Here is a 16,148-nt window from a genome sequence, read left to right as displayed (position 1 = left end):
CACTCCCTCGCCGTTACTCGCTACGCTCGCCCTTCGGGCCGCACTGAAGTGCGTTCGCCGCAAGCGTCGTCTGGGGGCCGGCGCGATGGGCCATCCATGGCCTGGCGCGCCTCTCGCGGCATCCATGCCGCTCGTCCCCCGGCGCAACGACTGCGTTCAGCCTCCTGGAGGGGCGTTGGCGGCTGCTCCAACTTTCTTCGTCCAACGCATCTCCACGTGGTGCGCACGGACTTTCGTAGGATGGGTAGAGCTCCGCGAAACCCATCACGTCGGTGCCACCAGGAGGCCCGTCGCTTACCCCATCGCCGCCCGATAGTCCCCCGGCGTGCCGCCGACCGCGCTGCGGAAGCGGTTGCTGAAGTGGCTGGCGCTGGCGAAACCGCAGGCCAGGGCGACCTCGCCCAGGGGCAGGGCGGTGCGGGCCAGCAGGTGGCGGGCGTGGGCCAGGCGGCGGGCGAGCACGTACTGGTGCGGCGGCAAGCCGAAGCTTTCGCGGAACATCCGCGCGAAGTGGTACTCCGAAAGCGCGGATAAGGCCGCCAGCTCGCCCAGGCTCAGCGGTTCGGCCAGGTGGGCGTCGATGTACTCCATCAACCGCTTGCGCACCGCCGGGGCCAGGCCGCCCTTGAATTGCGGGCCCTGGCGCAGGCCGACCTGGGTCAGCAGGGTGTGGCCGAGCATCTCGTGGGCCAGGCTGCTGGTGAGCATGCGTTCGCCGGGCTCGTTCCAGTCGAGCTGGATGAGGCGGTGGAAGCGCGCGGCCTGCTCGGCGTCGTCGAGGAAGGTCGCCTCGTGCATCTGCAGCTCGCGGGGTTCGCGGTCGAGCAGGGTGACGGCGGCGTGGGCGAACTGCGCCGGGGCGATGTACAGGTGCGCCAGGCGGATCTCGCCGTTGATCACCCAGGAGGACTCGTGCCCGGCAGGGAGGATGCACAGCTTGTCCGGCGCGCCCTTGGTGTCCGGGCGCTCGCGGCGGAAGGTGCCGGTGCCGCCGGCCAGGTAGCACGACAGCGTGTGCAGGCGGGTGCCCTGGTAGTCGCGGGCGTCGTGGTGGTTGCTCCACAGCGCCGCGCCCATGCCATCGCCCAGCTCGGCGGCATGCTCCAGGCGGGCATGGGGCGAGCTGGCGAGGGACTGGAAGACCTGGTTCTGCAGGAGTGACGACATGCGCGGGGCAACCGGGTGGCTTGGGTGACCATGCTAGCGCGGGCGCCCGCGCGACGCAGCGGGGTGGCGCAGATAAGCGCAAGTTTTTGCAAGCGCGCCGACGGGCTGCGCGGGAGACTGGCCCCTCGACGCACCACCCGGATGACCGCCATGAACCTCTCGCTGTACCTGCTCACCGTCCTGATCTGGGGCACCACCTGGATCGCCATCAAGCTGCAGATGGGCGAGGTGGCCATTCCCGTGTCCATCGCCTACCGCTTCGCCCTGGCCGCCGTGGTGCTGTTCGCCATCCTCCTGCTCAGCCGCCGCCTGCAGAAGCTCGACGGCCGCGCGCAGATGATCTGCCTGGCCCAGGGGCTGTGCCTGTTCTGCGTCAACTTCATGTGCTTCTACACCGCCAGCCAGTGGATCCACAGCGGGCTGATCGCCGTGGTGTTCTCCACCGCCACCCTGTGGAACGCGCTGAATGCGCGGGTGTTCTTCGGCCAGCGCATCGCCGCCAACGTGCTGGCGGGTGGTGCCCTCGGCCTGGCCGGGCTGGCGCTGCTGTTCTGGCCGGAACTGGCCGGCCACCAGGCCAGCCGTGAAACCCTGCTGGGCCTTGGCCTGGCGCTGCTGGGCACGCTGTGCTTCTCCGCCGGCAACATGCTCTCCAGCCTGCAGCAGAAGGCCGGCTACCGGCCGCTGACCACCAACGCCTGGGGCATGTTCTATGGCGCCTCGCTGCTGGTGCTGGGGTGCCTGGCCAGCGGCACGCCCTTCGGCATGGAGTGGAACACCCGCTACCTCGGCTCGCTGCTGTACCTGGCGATCCCCGGCTCGGTGATCGGCTTCACCGCCTACCTGACCCTGGTCGGGCGCATGGGGCCGGAGCGCGCGGCCTACTGCACCGTGCTGTTCCCGGTGGTGGCGCTGAACATCTCGGCCTTCGCCGAAGGCTACAGCTGGACCGCCCCGGCGCTGCTCGGCCTGGTGCTGGTGATGGCCGGCAACCTGCTGGTGTTCCGCAAGCCCAAGGCGCCGGTGGCCGCCGCGCCCCTGGGGAGCCGCGCATGAGCCAGCGCGTGGTACGCAGCCGCGACTTCACCGCCGAGCGCGCCTGGGGGGCGCTGGATATCGCCAACCTCGACGGCACCACGGTGCGCCTGCACTGGACCGACCAGCCCTACATCTGGCACGTCAACGACGGCAGCGAAGTCTTCGTGGTGCTCGATGGCGAGGTGGAGATGCGCTACCGCGAGGGCGGCGAGGAGCACGCGGTGCTGCTGGGCGTCGGCGACCTCTTCCATGCCGGCCCCGGTTGCGAGCACGTGGCCCACCCGCGTGGGGCGGCGCGCATTCTGGTGGTGGAGCGCGAAGGCAGCGTCTAGCGGCGCAGGGCCCGCGCCAGCACACCGGGCGTGTAGCCGTAGGCCCGGGTGAAATGGCGGTTGAGGTGGCTCTGGTCGGCGAAGCCGGTGGCCAGGGCGGCCTGGATCAACGGCTCGCCGGCGAGGATCAGGCGATGGGCCTTGTGCAGCTGGCGCTGCAGGCGATACGCGTGGGGCGGCAGCGCGGTGACGGCCTTGAAGGCGCGGAGGAAATGATGGGGGCTGACGCCGGCCTCGAAGGCCAGTTCGGCGAGGCTGACGGCCTGCTCCGGCGCTTCGTCCAGCCGTGCCCGTGCCCGGGCGATGGCCTGCCGGGGCAGTGACAGCGGCGGCGTGGGGGCGCTTTCCACCAGCGGCCCGAGAATCGACAGCAGTTCCTGCTCCGCCACTTCCCACCAGGGTTCGCTGGCCGGGCCGGTGAGGGCCGCGTGGAGCCTGTGGAAGGCCTGGTTGGTGGCGCTCCGTGGCAGCACCGGGTAGGCGAATTCGCAGCCGGGGCTTTGCCCCAGTGCCTGGGCCACGTGCCCGATCAAGGCAGTGTCGAAATAGAGCATGCGCCAGCTGCGCGAGCCGTGCGCCACCGGGCGGCCGTCGTGCACTTCGTTGGGGTTCACCGCGATCAGGCAGCCCGGTTCCGCGCGTACCTCGCCCCGGCCGCTGGCCGAATCCTGGGCGCCCTGGAGGATCATGCCGATGCCGAAACGGTCGTGGGTGTGACGGCCGAAGGCGCGGCTGGAGGTGGCTTCCACCGCGAGAATGCCGGGCAGCCGGCAGGGCTGGATGTCGAAGGCTTCGGTGTGCGTCCCGCCGGCCATGTGCGGCTCCCGGTCGTGTGCGAGGCCGCAGTATAGCCAGGGTGGGCACGGGCCCCGGCAGATCAATTTCGTTCAAGAACCGAGGCGGCGGATGCGCCTGAATGGGCCCTCGCAATCCAGCGAGAGGCTATTCGGGAGGTCAGGGTGTCGAGACGTGCACAAGGCTATCTGCTGCTGTCACTGGCGATGATGACGGTGGGCACCACGGTCATCGCTTCCAAGGTCCTGGCGGGCAACGTGCCGCCGTTCCAGGCCACCGCGCTGCGCTTCGTCCTGGCCCTGCCGGTGATGCTGTGGCTGCTGCGGCGCCAGGGTTGGCCGTATCTGGGGGCTGGGGACCGTGTGTTGCTGGTGCTCCAGGCCGCCGCTGGCAGCGTGGGCTACACGGTGCTGCTGGTGATGGGCCTGGCCCACCTGCCGGCGGCGGATGCGGGGGTGATCATCGGCACCTTGCCGGCGGTGTCCGCGCTGTTCTCGGTGCTGGTACTGGGGGAGCGACCGGGGCTGCGGCCGGTGGCCAGCGTGGCGTTGGCGACCCTCGGGGTGATGGCGGTGGCCTGGAAGGCCAGCGGGCCGAGCAGCGGGTTCGGCATGCTCTGCGTGTTCGGCGCAGTGCTGTGCGAGAGCGCGTTCATCCTGCTCAACAAGCGCATGCGCCAACCGTTGGGCGCGGTGCAGCAGGCCACGGCCATGGTCGTCCTCGGGTTGCTGGTGTCGGCACCGCTGGCCCTGCTGGAGGGGCCGGTGGCCTGGCCTGCGCCGGCATCCCTGGGGGCGCTGGCGTGGTACGCCTGGGTGCCGACGGCGGCGGGCTTCCTGCTCTGGTACGCCGGCTCGTCGCGGGTCAGCGGCGGGGAGGCGGCCACCTTCACGGCGGTGGCTCCGCTTACGGCGGTGGCGCTGGCGGCCGTGTTGCTGGGGGAGCCGCTGGGGCTGTTCCAGGGGCTGGGCATTGGCGCGGTGGTCCTGGCGATCCTGGTGCTGGCGGTGCCGTTACGCGACACGGCAAACCGCTAGCCCTCCGCACAGGTTCATTGCTGCCAGTTCCGTAGCCCGGGCTTCAGCCCGGGAGCGGTGCCGAGTGTTCCCGGACTGAAGTCCGGGCTACGGTCTAGTGCTGATCTTGCCATTGCCCGGCACGGCCAGCCGCTAGCCGCCGGCTTCGTCGGCCTTCTTCGCGCCGCGCATGTTCATCGCCGCCAGGCATAGCTGCAGCACGATCAGCGCCCAGGCCTGGGCGTGCAGGCCCCAGGCGATCCACAGGGCGTTGCTGGCCAGGAACACCCAGAAGCCGATGTGTCGCCGGGCTGGCTGCTTCGAGCCGATCAGCCAGGCGGCGGCCACCGTCACCAGCATCGCCGGCCATTGCAGCAGGTCGAGATAGTCCATCGGATCCCCCTTTGTTCTCTTTTTTAGTGAGACGGGGAGGGCGACGGTTCCACCGTTTTTCAGGCGCCCAGGGGCTGGCTGAAGAACAGCGCGACTTCCTCGGGCGCCGTCTCGCGCGGGTCGTAGAGGGCGGTGTTGAGGCCACTGAAGGCGAAGCCGGATTTCAGGTAGAAACTGATGGCCGGGTGGTTGCTGCTCTGGGTCTCCAGCCACAGGCAGCGCGCGTCGCTGGCGCGGGCGAAGGTGGTCGCCTCGTCCAGCAGCCGCCGGCCCAGCCCCTGGCCCTTGTGGGCCGGCGCGACGAACAGCGCGCTCAGCTCGGCGCTGCGGTTCCATTCCTCCAGCCGTACGCAGGCGAACCCGGCCAGGCTGCCGTCCTCGGCCACGGCGGCGAGGGCGAAGTCGGCGTCCTCGACATCCTCGGCGAACCCCTCGGCGTCATAGCGCTTGCGGAAGGGCTCCGCGCGACGTTCCTCGACCAGCGCAAAGGCCAGGCCCTGCCGCTCCACGCGGTAGAGCAGGTGGGTGTCGTAGCCGGCATCGAAGGCGCTCAGGGCTTCGGCGTCGCGGGGGAAATCGAGGGGGCGCAGGTGCATGGTGTCCGTTCCGATGGGGGAGGCTGAGATTCTAGTGGGATCGACCTGCAACGGTGAGGGGGCGTGCCTCGTGGGGAGGTTGGTATTCGGGTGGGCGCCGCATGGTGGATGCAAAGAGCGGCATCCACCCTACACACCGGTAAGGTTCGAGCGGGGGAGCTGGGCGTAGGTTGGCGCCGAGCGCAGCGAGGCCCAACGGGGCAGGGTTCGGGTCCGCTGCGTTGGTATGGGCGGTGAGGTGTCAGTCCAGTAGGCAGGCGAGCAGGTCGGGCGGCACGTTGGGCGCTTCCTGCTCGAACAGGGTGCGGATGATCGTGCTGCGCTTGCCGCTCGGGGTGGTGCCGACGAAGTAGCTTTTCACGGCATAGCCCTGCTGGTCGGATTCCAGGAGGAAGCTCATGGGGCCAAGGCGTTCGTATTCGGCCTCTACCAGCAGCCAGCCATTGCGGTGGGCCAGCCTGTTCAGGCGCTTCATCGCGACCTTCTGCTGGCCATCCTCGGCGAGGCGTTGCCCGATGGCGTCGAATGCCTGGGTGTAGGCGCTCGGTGATTCACGGCGAGGGCAGGTGGGGTCGGGCGGTGGTGGCGGTGCCTTCTCGGCGATGACCCACTCGGGCTCGTGGCTCCGTCCCTTGCGTGGCTCCGTGCTGATCAGGCCCATGTAGAGGGTCGAGGCCTCGTCGCCGAGGGTCACGATTTCCTGGTGGCTGGCCAGCAGTGTGCCGTCGTGGGCCTTGCAGTCGACGCGGACGGTGTACAGATCGTCGCCGAATGGCGACACCATCATGCCGTCGTAAAAGGTGGCCTCATGGATTTCTGACGAGGATGACTTCCCCGTCGAGTTTCGAATGAACGACTCGCATTTGGAGCGCGCGAACAGCCGGGGTTCGATGGTGCCTTCCACCGTGACAATGGCCTCGCACCCCGCGAGTGTCGCGGCTACCAGCGCCAGCGCCGTCAGTCTTCCCTGCATTTTGCTGCTCCTTGTCCGCCGACGGGCGTGCCGGCAGGTCGCGTTTATAGCCTGAGGCCGTGATGCTCGGGAAGAGGCCGCTGGTGGATGCAAAGAGCGGCATCCACCCTACACACCGGTGAGGACCGAGCGGAGAGGTGGACGTAGGTTGGCGCCGAGCGCAGCGAGGCCCAACGGGCGGGGCGTCAGCGGCGGGCGAGGAGGGTGAGCCAGGCGAAGGCGGGGTAGCAGAGGTAGTGCAGGAAGAAGAGGAAGACGGCCATGGGGCTGGGTTGGTCCTGCAGGGTCATCATGCCGAGCAGGCCGAGGTAGAGGACGCCGAGCAGGGCGCCGTAGCCGAGGACGATGCGCCAGGCTTCGCCGCGGCTGGGGGCGCGGCGCTGGATGAGGCGGAAGGCGGCGGCGAGGAGCAGGGCGACGGCACCGGCGATGACCAGGGTGGCGAGCAGGCCGCCGACCTTGACCAGGCTGCGCAGGGCGAGGTTGAGCACCATCGCCAGGGCTACGCCACCGATGGCGTAGCGCAGGGTGAAGGCCGGGCGCGGGTCGTTCACGGGCGTTCCAGGGCGACGTTGAGGCCGAAGCGTTTTCTCAGCACCGATTCCAGCAGGCCCTTGGGCAGCAGAGTGGCGAGCAGCGGCAGGGCGCGGCTGCCGTTGCCCAGGCGCAGCAGACGCGGGCGCGGGTGGCGCTGGATGGCGGCGAACAGGTCGCGGGCGAATTCGGTGGCGGGGGTGGGGTTGTCCTGGGAGGCGCGGGCACGGGCGCGGATGCCGTCGCGGATCGGCCACCAGGGCGAGCCTTCGGCGATCACGGCTTCGGCTTCGCGGCTGGCGTTGGCGCCGAAGCTGGAGGCGATGGCGCCGGGTTGCACTTCCATCACTTCGATGGCGAAGGGCGCGAGTTCCAGGCGCAGGGCGTCGGAGATCGCGTGCACGGCGGCCTTGGAGGCGCAGTAGGCGCCGGCGAAGGGGGTGACCAGCACGCTGGAGACGCTGCCGATGTTGACCACCAGGCCGCGGCTGGCGCGCAGCACGGGGAAGCAGGCGCGGGTGAGGCCGATCAGCGAGAAGACGTTGGTTTCGAACTGCCGGCGCAGGGCGTCGGTGCCACCGTCGAGCAGCGGGCCCATGGCGCCGTAGCCGGCGTTGTTGACCAGCACGTCGAGGCGCCCGGTTTCCCGTTGCAGGCGCTCGCCCAGCTGCGCCACCGCGTCCTCGTCGTTGACGTCCAGCTGCACGCCGATGAAGCCGGCGACATTGAGGGCGTCGACGTCATTGGCCTTGCGGGCGCAGGCCCAGACGCTGTAACCGGCGTGCTTGAAGGCATCGGCCAGGGCTCGGCCGATGCCACTGGAGCAGCCGGTGATGAGGGCAACGGGTTGGCTCATTGCTGGGTTCCTTGTTGGTCTTGTTGTGGTGGAGGCGACAGCGGGTGGGTGTTCAGTCGGTGAATCTGCCATGTAATCGCTCGGCGCGGAACTCCAGGGTCTGCGGGCGGTAGCCACTGCGCAGGGGCGGCAGGGGCAGGCAGTCGCTCCAGTCGGCGCCGGCCTGCAGGCGCGGCGGGCCGAGGGAGCGTTCGGCCTCGTAGGTCGATTGGGTGAGGTTGATCGAGTCGCCCGGGCGGTAGGCCTGGATCACCCAGGCGAGGTCCAGCAGGGTGGTGCTGCTGCCGTTGTGCACACGGATCTGCAGGGGGCGGTCGGCGGGGCACTGGTCGGGGGCGTAGCCGACGCGCACGTCGAGCAGGGCCAGCTGGCGGTCCACCACGCGCTCCTCCCAGAGCACCCAGGCGGCGACCAGGCCGATGCCGAGCACGGCGACCAGGGAGATGGGCAGGGCCTTGGCGGGGTGGCGGATGACCAGGATCAGCCAGGTCAGGATGAGGATCGCACCGATCAGCATGGGAACGCCCGTGGGGGTTTCGAGGGGCTCAATGCTAGCGCATTACGCTGCGGCGATGCGGGGTGGGATGTGCCAGGCGCGGGGGCCCGGCTGGGCCCCCTGGGTTGGCGCACGCCATTCCCCCTGCTGGCACAGGGGGAATGGGCCTCCCGATGGGGGAAGGAGGCTCAGCGTGCTGTCACATGACTCACCGATACCGCGTCGCTGCGGCCGTAGACGTCTTCCAGGCGCTCGATGTCGTCCTCGCCCAGGTAGCTGCCGGACTGCACCTCGATGATCTCCAGGGGGATCTTGCCGGGGTTGGTCAGGCGGTGCACCGAGGTCATGGGGATGTAGGTCGACTGGTTCTCGGTGAGCAGGAAGGTCTTGTCGTCACAGGTCACCTCGGCGGTGCCGGAGACCACGATCCAGTGCTCGGCACGGTGGTGGTGCATCTGCAGCGAGAGCTGCGCGCCGGGCTTGACGGTGATGTGCTTGACCTGGAAGCGGCCGCCCATGTCCACCGAGTCGTACGAGCCCCAGGGGCGGTACACGGCGCAGTGGTTCTGGGTTTCGCTGCGGCCCTGGGCGTCGAGCTCGTTGACCAGCTGCTTGACCTCCTGCACGCGGTCGCGGTGGGCGATCATCATGGCGTCCTTGGTCTCGACCACGACTATGTCTTCCAGGCCGATCACCGACACCAGCTTGCCGTTGCCGTGCACCAGGCAGTTGTGGCTGTCCTGCACCACCACGTCGCCCTTGGTGACGTTGCCGTCCTTGTCCTTGTCGTGGACTTCCCAGATCGAGCTCCAGCTGCCGACGTCGTTCCAGCCGGCGGACAGCGGCACCACGCAGGCGCGCTGGGTCTTTTCCATCACCGCGTAGTCGATGGAGTTGTCCGGGCAGCAGGCGAAGGTGTTGGCATCGATGGTCACCGTGGTGCCTTCGCGCTGGCTGCGTTCCAGGGCCAGCAGGCAGGTGTCGTAGATGTCCACGTCGTGGTGTTTGAGCTCATCGAGGAAGCGGCTGGCGCGGAACAGGAACATGCCGCTGTTCCAGAAGTAGTCGCCGGAGTCCACGTACTGCTGGGCGCGCTCGGCGTCGGGTTTCTCGACGAACTGGGCGACGCGGCTGATGCCGTCCGGCAGGCTGCCGGCGGAATCCTTGCCACGGATGTAGCCGTAGCCGGTCTCGGGGCGCAGGGCCGGCACGCCGAACAGCACCATCTCGCCCTTCTCGGCGGCGATGGTGGCCAGGGCCAGGGCCTGCTGGAAGGCGCGCTGGTCTTCCAGCACGTGGTCGGCCGGCATCACCAGCATCAGCTCGTCGCGGCCTTCGGCCAGCAGCTGCATGGCGGCGATGGCGACGGCGGGCGCGGTGTTGCGGCCGAAGGGTTCGAGCAGCATGGCCTGCGGGGTGACCTTGATGGCGTCCAGCTGCTCCTGGACGATGAAGCGGTGATCCTTGTTGGCCACCAGCACCGGGGCTTGCATGCCTTCGAAGTTCAGGCGTTCCAGGGTCTGCTGGAACAGGGTGTGGTCACCGGTCAGGGCCAGGAACTGCTTGGGGTACTGCTTGCGCGAAAGGGGCCAGAGTCGGGAGCCGCTACCGCCAGAGAGGATCACAGGAATCATGGGTGTATCTCCTAAAATCGCTTGTCGTTTGTGGATAGATTGCTCATCACATCGATCACTGATTTCTGTCTTGTAGTCCCACTGTCTCTTGCGGCGGGTACGAAGCGTTGCCCGGGGCTCTCGGCCCCGGGCCGGGTACATCAGGATTCGGCCGGGCGCTTGACCCAGACCGGGGAGAGCTTGCCGCCGCTGCCGGTGATGTAGAGGCAGACGACTTCGCCGCGCTGCAGCGAGACCGGCTTGAGGTCACTGACCTTGCGGGTGCCGTCGAACAGGGCGAGGTTGACCTTCACCGGGTTGATCTCGCGCTCGCCACGGCCCTGGGCCGCAACGTCCTCGACCACGGCGGTCTTGCCGTCGGCGGTTTTCACGGTGAGCTTGGCGTCGGAGAGGTTCTGCACTCGCAGCAGGGCCTTCTGCTTGTTTTTGAAGGCCGGCTCTTCCACCAGCTTGGGCTCGGCGCCCGGCTGGTTGACCAGGGTGTAGTAGCGGTCGGCTTCCAGTTTCACCGGCAGGTTGGTGGCGCCGATCTGGGCGCTGTAGTTGCCGGCGGGCAGGAACTTGAAGTCGCTGGAGCCGAGCGGGGCGACGTCGTTCAACGCGGTGTTGCCGACGTTGACGCTGAGTTCGCTGCTGCCGGCGTTGTAGGCGCGGACGAAGGCCGATCCCTTGGGTGCCTGGGGTCCGTAGAGCCCGCCTTCGTCAGCCTGTGCATGCACAGCGGCGAGGCCCAGGGCGATGGCGCAGGCATACGACGTCCAGTTGCGTTTCTTCTGTCGGTTCATGGTGTTCCTCCATCTTTCTTTCTTGAAATGGCCCGGTGGGGCCACAGTCGTCGGGGGCTCGCGGGGCGGGCCCTCACTGCTGGGTTTCAGTTGGCGGCGGTGGCTGCGAGGCGCTCGCCCGGGGTGCCGCCGCCCTTGCGCAGTTCGGCGATCCACTGCGGGTCGAATTCGCTGAGGTCGTTGGCCATCGGCAGGTAGCGTTCGGGGAATTCCCAGATCACCAGCTGCGGCGCGGCGTCCTTCAGCTCGTCGCTCTTGAGGTACTTGAGCATCGGCAGGATCGGCCCGTGGCCGTCCTCGGCGTGGTTGACCAGGTCGCGTTGCAGCGACTGGCGCAGGGCGCCGGCGAAGTTCCAGTTCTGGTTGGCGCTGTAGCTGGTGCCCACCAGCGCCACCGGCACCTGGCTGTCGGCGAACAGCGAGTCACCGCTGGCTTCACCTTCGACCGCGGCGCGGGTCTCGCGTTTCTGCAATTTGTCCGGTGCCGGCATGAGGTTTTCGAACATCGGGTCCAGGGGCAGGAAGCGGGTCAGGTCGCCCTTGTAGTCCTCGTTCTTCACCGCCTCGGTGACGTACTCCTGGGCATCGCCCGAGAGCGGCGCCGCGCTGCGCACGGCCTCGCCCACGGTGTTGGCCACCGCCTCGGCGCCCAGGGGCGTCCAGTGGGTGTCGGTGCGCAGGAAGACCTGGCCGTTGTGCTTGGCCTGCTCCAGGGTGCCGAGCAGGTCCGGGGCGATGATCCCGGCCTTGCGGGCGGCGCCGCGAAATTGCGCGTAGAGGTCCTGGCGCAGGGCAGTGGGGCGGGCTTCGCCGGTGTACTCGGGGTACAGGCGCGACTTGGACGGCACGATGGCCAGGACCAGGGTCACGCCGCGCCCGGCCAGCTCGTCACGCACGCCCTGGATCAGCGCCAGGTTTTCCTGCAGGTGGCGGCTGCCATCGGCGACCGGGTCGAACTCCTCGTCGGAGAACAGCCAGCCGTCCTTGCCGATCACCACGCCCTGGCGGCCTTCGCCGAACAGGCCGAAGTCCACCAGCGCCCAGAGGTTGGTGCCGATCTGCTTGATCGGGAATTCATCGTCGTAGTGCTTCTCGAAGGCGTGGGCCAGCTTGCCGTTGAGCACGGTGGTTTCCTTGGCGACGCTGAAGCCGACGATGCCGCGCATGGACCACAGGCTCAGGGCCAGCAGCATGCCGGCGAAGACCACGATGTAGAGGGTGTTGGCAGTTCTGCTCATGGTTGCGCTCCTCAGAACTGGAAGTAGAGGAAGGGGGAGAAGCTCTGTGCAGAGAGCTTCAGGATCGAGGCGGCGAACAGCACCAGCAGCGCGATGCGGGTCGCCAGTACCGGCAGCTGGGTCATCCAGGCCTGTTGCCAGACCAGGCCGCCGCTCGGCGAGTAGGCGATGGCCGCCGGGTCGTTGGCGCCGCCCTGCTGGGTGCGCGGCTGGGCGGTGGCCGGGCCGTTGGCGTCGACCTGTTCCTCGGCGCGGGCCTTGGGCGCACCGGCCAGGGGCTTGGTGTAGAACTGGCGGATGCCGAAGATGGCCAGCACCACGTAGGCCAGCACCAGGGTGGCGATCTGCAGGCTGGTCAGCTGGGCGGCGTTGAGCTCGGAGAGCCCCAGGTCACCGAAGCTGAACATGGCGGCGTACATGCGCCAGGCGACGTCGAGGTTTTCGGCGCGGAAGATCACCCAGCCGACCACCACCAGAAGGAAGGTGAAGGCCCAGCGCAGCGGGTTGAGCACACGCGGCGCGGCGTCGACGCCGAGGGCACGTTCGATCGCCAGCCACATGCCGTGCCAGGCGCCCCAGATGATGTAGGTGAAGTTGGCGCCGTGCCACAGGCCACCCAGCAACATGGTGAGGAACAGGTTGCGGTAGGTCTGGAAGGTGGTGCCGCGGTTACCGCCCAGGCTGATGTAGAGGTAGTCGCGCAGCCAGGTGGAGAGGCTGATGTGCCAGCGCCGCCAGAACTCGGTGATGGACTGGCTGATGTAGGGCTGGTTGAAGTTCTCCATGAAGCGGAATCCCATCATCAGGCCGAGGCCGATGGCCATGTCGCTGTAGCCGGAGAAGTCGAAGTACAGCTGCGCGGTGTAGGCCAGCGCACCGAGCCAGGCATCCCCCGTGGTCGGGTCGGAGAGGGCGAAGCAATGGTCGGCGATGGGCGCGATGCTGTCGGCGATGAAGACCTTCTTGATGAAGCCCTGCATGAACCGGGTGCAGCCCTCGGCGAACTTGTCGACGGTGTGGGTGCGGTGGTTGAACTGGTCGACCAGGTCACGGAAGCGCAACACGGGGCCGGCGATCAGGTGCGGGAAGATCGCCACGAAGGCCGCGAAGTCGATCAGGTTGTGGGTCGCCGGGGTGTCGCCTCGGTACACATCGATGATGTAGCTGATGGACTCGAAGATGTAGAACGAGATACCGATCGGCAACAGGATGTGGGTGAGGACGAAGGGCTCCATGCCGAACGAGGTGATGATGGCGTTGAGGCTGTCGACACCGAAGTTGGCGTACTTGAAGTAGCCGAGGACGCAGAGGTCCACCACCACGCCGAGGAGCAGCCATTTCTGCGCCGCTTTCGTGCGCACGCCGGCTGCGCCTACACGCAGGCCGATCCAGTAGTTGAACACCGTGACCCCCGCGAACAGCGCGAGGAAGTCGATCCGCCACCAGGCATAGAACACGTAGCTGGCGATGAGCAGCAGGAGGTTGCGATAGCGCGTTCCGACCAGGTAGTACAAGCCGAGGAAGATCGGCAGGAACAGGAACAGGAACACGTTTGAAGAAAAGACCATCCGAGTCTCTCCACTTGTACGTAACTTTCTGGGCCGCCGCCGGGCATTCCAGCCCGGTGTGCGACCCGCCATTCCCTCCCCAGGGTGTGGCGTTCAAATCCTTGCGCCGCCGCGTCTGCTGCGCGGTCGGTTCATTCCGTCAGGCACCTCCCCGGGAGGGGAGGGCGCCGCATCAGCTACCGCTGCTGCCCTCCTTCTTCGGGTGGAAGACCTGGGTCACGTCGCCGCCGAGGCGGAAGGTCTTGTAGGGGCCCATGGAGTCCTTCCACTCGACCGTGTCGGGCTTGCAGCCATAGAGGGCACACCAGGGTTCGAGCCAGGCGAACTTGGCGTGTTTCTCCAGTTCGTCCATGTCCTGGTCCTTGCCGGTCTTGTCGTCGAAGGGTTCCTGGTCGTCGACACCGGCGATGACCTTCTCGCCGAGGCGGCGCAGGGCGCCGTTGTTCTCTTCGCGTAGGTCCACGCCATTGGCCTGGGCGAAGGCGGCGATCATCGCCAGCGGCGGCAGGCTGTAGTTGTGGTAGGCGAGGGCGCGTTGCTGGCGCTTGAGTTCGTTGGGCAGGAAGCCGTCGTTGTCGACCTGGCTGGCGGCCACGCGGAACTGGTCCACCGACCAGTCGAACAGGTCGCGGCGATTGGTGGCGACGGCGGTGGCCATCACCGACCAGGCGGCCCAGTAGGAGTGGTTGTTGATCTTCTTCAGCGGCAGGCCGCTCCAGTCGTGCACCGTCTGGTCGGCCAGGCGCGAGAACCAGGATTCAATGACCTGGGTCTGGGTCTGGTAGGCGTTCAGCGGGTGGCTGTCGGAGAACTTCAGCCGCAGGTAGGCGGAGGACAGGCTGCCCAGCGCCCATTTGCGGATGGACTTGCCGGTGTGGTTGTACTCGGTGCTGAGCAGGGCGTTGGCCTGGGCCCAGCTGGTCATCCATTGCAGGGCGCACTCGAGCTGCGGACGCTGCCCTTCACGCATGTACGCCATGACCATCTTGTTGACGCCGCGCTCCATCTCGGTGATGTCGGCGGTCTTCTCGCGGAAGGCCTTCTCGGCATCCGGGTTGAGCGTCGCGCGGGCCTTGTCGGAGCCCTCGTACTTGCTGCGGAAGTCGAGCTTGGCGGTGTAGGGCTGCGGCGGTGCCTTGCAGGCCTCGGGCTTCTTGTCGTCGATATCCACCGGGGCGTAGTAGCCGCGCGGTGGCACCAGGTCGGCCGCGCTCGCCTGGCCGGCGAGCAGGAAGCCGCCGAGCAGGCAGGGCGCGAGCAGGCTGAGTGGATGTTTCATGGGGCCTCCTTCCTCACTCGGCCTTGGCCGTGAGGGTGTCGCCACCGTTGCCGGGACGCTTGCACAGAGTCACGTCGACGCTGAGGTTTTCCGGCATCTGTTCGGGGCTGTGGATTTCCAGGGCGAGGACGTTGAGGTCCCGCCAGTCGGGGTCGTTGCGCAGTTCGAAGGCATAGCGACCGCCGGTGTCGACGCGGTCGCTCTGTTCGATCTTGAAGTTTTCGCGGCGGCCGTTGAGGTACCAGATGGTGGCCTTGGATTCGTGCACGGACGGGTCGCTGAAGGTCAGGTCGACCTGGTAGTCGCCACCGCGGATGTCCTTGACCGCGCCGTTCTGGCCGTTGACGAAGACCTCGTTGGCGCCGGGCTTCATCTTCACCTTGTTGTGCATCACCGCCTTCTGGCCTTCGCAGCCGTTGTTCACCAGCGGCAGGGCCTGGCGGTAGAAGCTCTTCTGCGCCATGTCGTAGTGGGTGGCGAATTCCCAGACGATGATCTTCGGCGGGTTCTCGTGGAATTCCTTGCTGCTCATGTACTGCAGCAGAGCGCTGTCGAAGCCGCCGCCGCTGACCGCCATGTTGAGCACCTCGGCGCCGCTGTGCTGCTGCAGGAAACCGCCAAAGTTGTAGGCCGGGCCGCTGTTACTGGTGCCAACCAGGACGATCTGCGGGTTCGACTCGTCGCCGAACAGGCTGTCGCCGCCGGCCTCGCCCGAGGCTTCGGTCTCGTAGCGCTCGACGTACTGAGTGGCGTAGGTGGTGCCGCACAGCTGGCCGGCGGTCTTGTGCAGGGTGCCGGCCTTGGGCAGCAGGCCGACGACCTTGCTGGAGAATTCCTTCTTGGGGATGTCGGCGAAGCCGGGCATCTCCTTCAGCGTCTCGGCCACCAGCTTGGCGGTGCGGTCGGCGCCGGCCGGGGTCCAGTGGTGGTCGGCCTTGAAGTAGTAGTCGGTGTCCACGCCCTGCTCGTCGAACAGCGGCGAGAGGTCGGTGACCCAGATACCGGTCTTGCGGAAGTCCGCCACCGTCTTGAGGTAGTTCTTCTTCGCCAGCTCGAAGTCGAAGCGGGCCTTCTCTTCATCGGTCAGCTTCTCGCGGTTGATCAGCCCGCGGGTGGGCTGGTAGACCACCATCAGCTCGATGCCCTTGGCCTTGAGCGCGTCGCGCAGGCGCTTGAACTCGCTGTAGCCGTAGGGGGTGGTGCCGAAGTCGGTGCGCAGGTCGTTGCGCGAGCGGAACAACCAGTCGTCCTTGGCCTGCACCAGGGCGGTGAAGAAGCTCAGGTACTTGGTGTTGTAGGTGTTCGGGTTCTGCGCCGTGGCGCACAGCGGACCGGTGCGCTGCACGCTGTACTGCGGTTCGGCCGCCTGGGCGGTGTGGGCGCTGGCCAGCAGGGCGGCGGCCAGGGCGGAGGGGGCGAACCAACGGGTGGTGTTCTTGTGCATGATC

17 protein-coding genes are annotated in these 16,148 nt (G+C 67.7%); 3 read left to right on the top strand and 14 right to left on the bottom strand.

The window, feature by feature from the left end; translation table 11 throughout:
- Positions 1 to 294: 294 nt before the first annotated feature.
- The gene (locus PSm6_RS05035) at positions 295 to 1,167 is read right to left on the bottom strand and encodes a helix-turn-helix domain-containing protein (protein WP_043239956.1); all 873 of its coding nucleotides are present in this window, start codon (positions 1,165 to 1,167) and stop codon (positions 295 to 297) included.
- Between the two features lie 150 nt (positions 1,168 to 1,317).
- Here PSm6_RS05035 and PSm6_RS05030 point away from each other — a divergent pair, with 150 nt between their 5' ends.
- Both PSm6_RS05030 and PSm6_RS05025 read left to right on the top strand, forming a co-directional pair.
- Positions 1,318 to 2,223 carry a DMT family transporter gene (locus tag PSm6_RS05030; protein WP_031288267.1) on the top strand — a complete coding sequence of 302 codons (906 nt, stop codon included), beginning with the start codon at positions 1,318 to 1,320 and terminating at the stop codon, positions 2,221 to 2,223.
- The gene (locus PSm6_RS05025; protein ID WP_021220921.1) at positions 2,220 to 2,537 is read left to right on the top strand and encodes a cupin domain-containing protein; all 318 of its coding nucleotides are present in this window, start codon (positions 2,220 to 2,222) and stop codon (positions 2,535 to 2,537) included. The genes PSm6_RS05030 and PSm6_RS05025 overlap by 4 nt, the downstream gene beginning before the upstream one ends.
- Here the strand turns inward: PSm6_RS05025 and PSm6_RS05020 are convergent.
- A complete protein-coding gene (locus tag PSm6_RS05020; protein ID WP_265169690.1) occupies positions 2,534 to 3,352 on the bottom strand; it encodes an AraC family transcriptional regulator in 819 nt (272 codons plus the stop codon). The two genes, PSm6_RS05025 and PSm6_RS05020, sit on opposite strands and share 4 nt — an antisense overlap.
- Positions 3,353 to 3,496: 144 nt before the next feature.
- Between PSm6_RS05020 and PSm6_RS05015 the strand changes: the two genes are divergently transcribed.
- A complete protein-coding gene (locus PSm6_RS05015; protein ID WP_265169689.1) occupies positions 3,497 to 4,369 on the top strand; it encodes a DMT family transporter in 873 nt (290 codons plus the stop codon).
- Positions 4,370 to 4,501: 132 nt separating this feature from the next.
- Here the strand turns inward: PSm6_RS05015 and PSm6_RS05010 are convergent, their stop codons facing one another.
- The 12 genes from PSm6_RS05010 to PSm6_RS04955 all read right to left on the bottom strand — a co-directional run bounded on the left by PSm6_RS05010 (position 4,502) and on the right by PSm6_RS04955 (position 16,144).
- Positions 4,502 to 4,741, bottom strand: a complete 240-nt coding sequence (locus PSm6_RS05010; protein WP_265169688.1) for a hypothetical protein — start codon at positions 4,739 to 4,741, stop codon at positions 4,502 to 4,504.
- Positions 4,742 to 4,800: 59 nt separating this feature from the next.
- Positions 4,801 to 5,337, bottom strand: a complete 537-nt coding sequence (locus PSm6_RS05005; protein WP_265169687.1) for a GNAT family N-acetyltransferase — start codon at positions 5,335 to 5,337, stop codon at positions 4,801 to 4,803.
- Positions 5,338 to 5,578: 241 nt separating this feature from the next.
- Positions 5,579 to 6,310: a hypothetical protein gene (locus PSm6_RS05000; protein WP_265169686.1), complete on the bottom strand. Its 732-nt coding sequence runs from the start codon at positions 6,308 to 6,310 to the stop codon at positions 5,579 to 5,581.
- A 185-nt stretch (positions 6,311 to 6,495) separates the two neighbouring features.
- Positions 6,496 to 6,864, bottom strand: coding sequence for a hypothetical protein (locus tag PSm6_RS04995; RefSeq protein WP_021220916.1), 369 nt, complete (start codon positions 6,862 to 6,864; stop codon positions 6,496 to 6,498).
- Positions 6,861 to 7,700 carry an SDR family oxidoreductase gene (locus PSm6_RS04990; protein ID WP_043239976.1) on the bottom strand — a complete coding sequence of 280 codons (840 nt, stop codon included), beginning with the start codon at positions 7,698 to 7,700 and terminating at the stop codon, positions 6,861 to 6,863. The genes PSm6_RS04995 and PSm6_RS04990 overlap by 4 nt, the downstream gene beginning before the upstream one ends.
- Positions 7,701 to 7,752: 52 nt before the next feature.
- The gene (locus PSm6_RS04985) at positions 7,753 to 8,217 is read right to left on the bottom strand and encodes a hypothetical protein (protein WP_021220914.1); all 465 of its coding nucleotides are present in this window, start codon (positions 8,215 to 8,217) and stop codon (positions 7,753 to 7,755) included.
- Between the two features lie 167 nt (positions 8,218 to 8,384).
- Positions 8,385 to 9,830: a mannose-1-phosphate guanylyltransferase/mannose-6-phosphate isomerase gene (locus PSm6_RS04980; protein ID WP_184487462.1), complete on the bottom strand. Its 1,446-nt coding sequence runs from the start codon at positions 9,828 to 9,830 to the stop codon at positions 8,385 to 8,387.
- A gap of 140 nt (positions 9,831 to 9,970) precedes the next feature.
- The gene (locus PSm6_RS04975; RefSeq protein ID WP_021220912.1) at positions 9,971 to 10,615 is read right to left on the bottom strand and encodes an alginate O-acetyltransferase AlgF; all 645 of its coding nucleotides are present in this window, start codon (positions 10,613 to 10,615) and stop codon (positions 9,971 to 9,973) included.
- Between the two features lie 86 nt (positions 10,616 to 10,701).
- A complete protein-coding gene (locus tag PSm6_RS04970; protein WP_021220911.1) occupies positions 10,702 to 11,853 on the bottom strand; it encodes an alginate O-acetyltransferase in 1,152 nt (383 codons plus the stop codon).
- Positions 11,854 to 11,864: 11 nt separating this feature from the next.
- A complete protein-coding gene (locus PSm6_RS04965) occupies positions 11,865 to 13,421 on the bottom strand; it encodes an MBOAT family O-acyltransferase (protein WP_043239986.1) in 1,557 nt (518 codons plus the stop codon).
- 172 nt (positions 13,422 to 13,593) lie between these two features.
- The gene (locus tag PSm6_RS04960) at positions 13,594 to 14,700 is read right to left on the bottom strand and encodes a mannuronate-specific alginate lyase (RefSeq protein ID WP_021220909.1); all 1,107 of its coding nucleotides are present in this window, start codon (positions 14,698 to 14,700) and stop codon (positions 13,594 to 13,596) included.
- 13 nt (positions 14,701 to 14,713) lie between these two features.
- Entirely contained in the window at positions 14,714 to 16,144 is a 1,431-nt protein-coding gene (locus PSm6_RS04955; protein ID WP_265169685.1) for an alginate O-acetyltransferase, read from the bottom strand.
- Between the last annotated feature and the right edge of the window lie 4 nt (positions 16,145 to 16,148).

This window comes from Pseudomonas solani (assembly GCF_026072635.1).
In the GTDB taxonomy this organism is placed as follows: Bacteria; Pseudomonadota; Gammaproteobacteria; order Pseudomonadales; family Pseudomonadaceae; genus Metapseudomonas; species Metapseudomonas solani.
The sequence above is the reverse complement of the archived record's forward strand: the minus strand, read 5'-3'. Positions and strand labels throughout refer to the sequence as shown.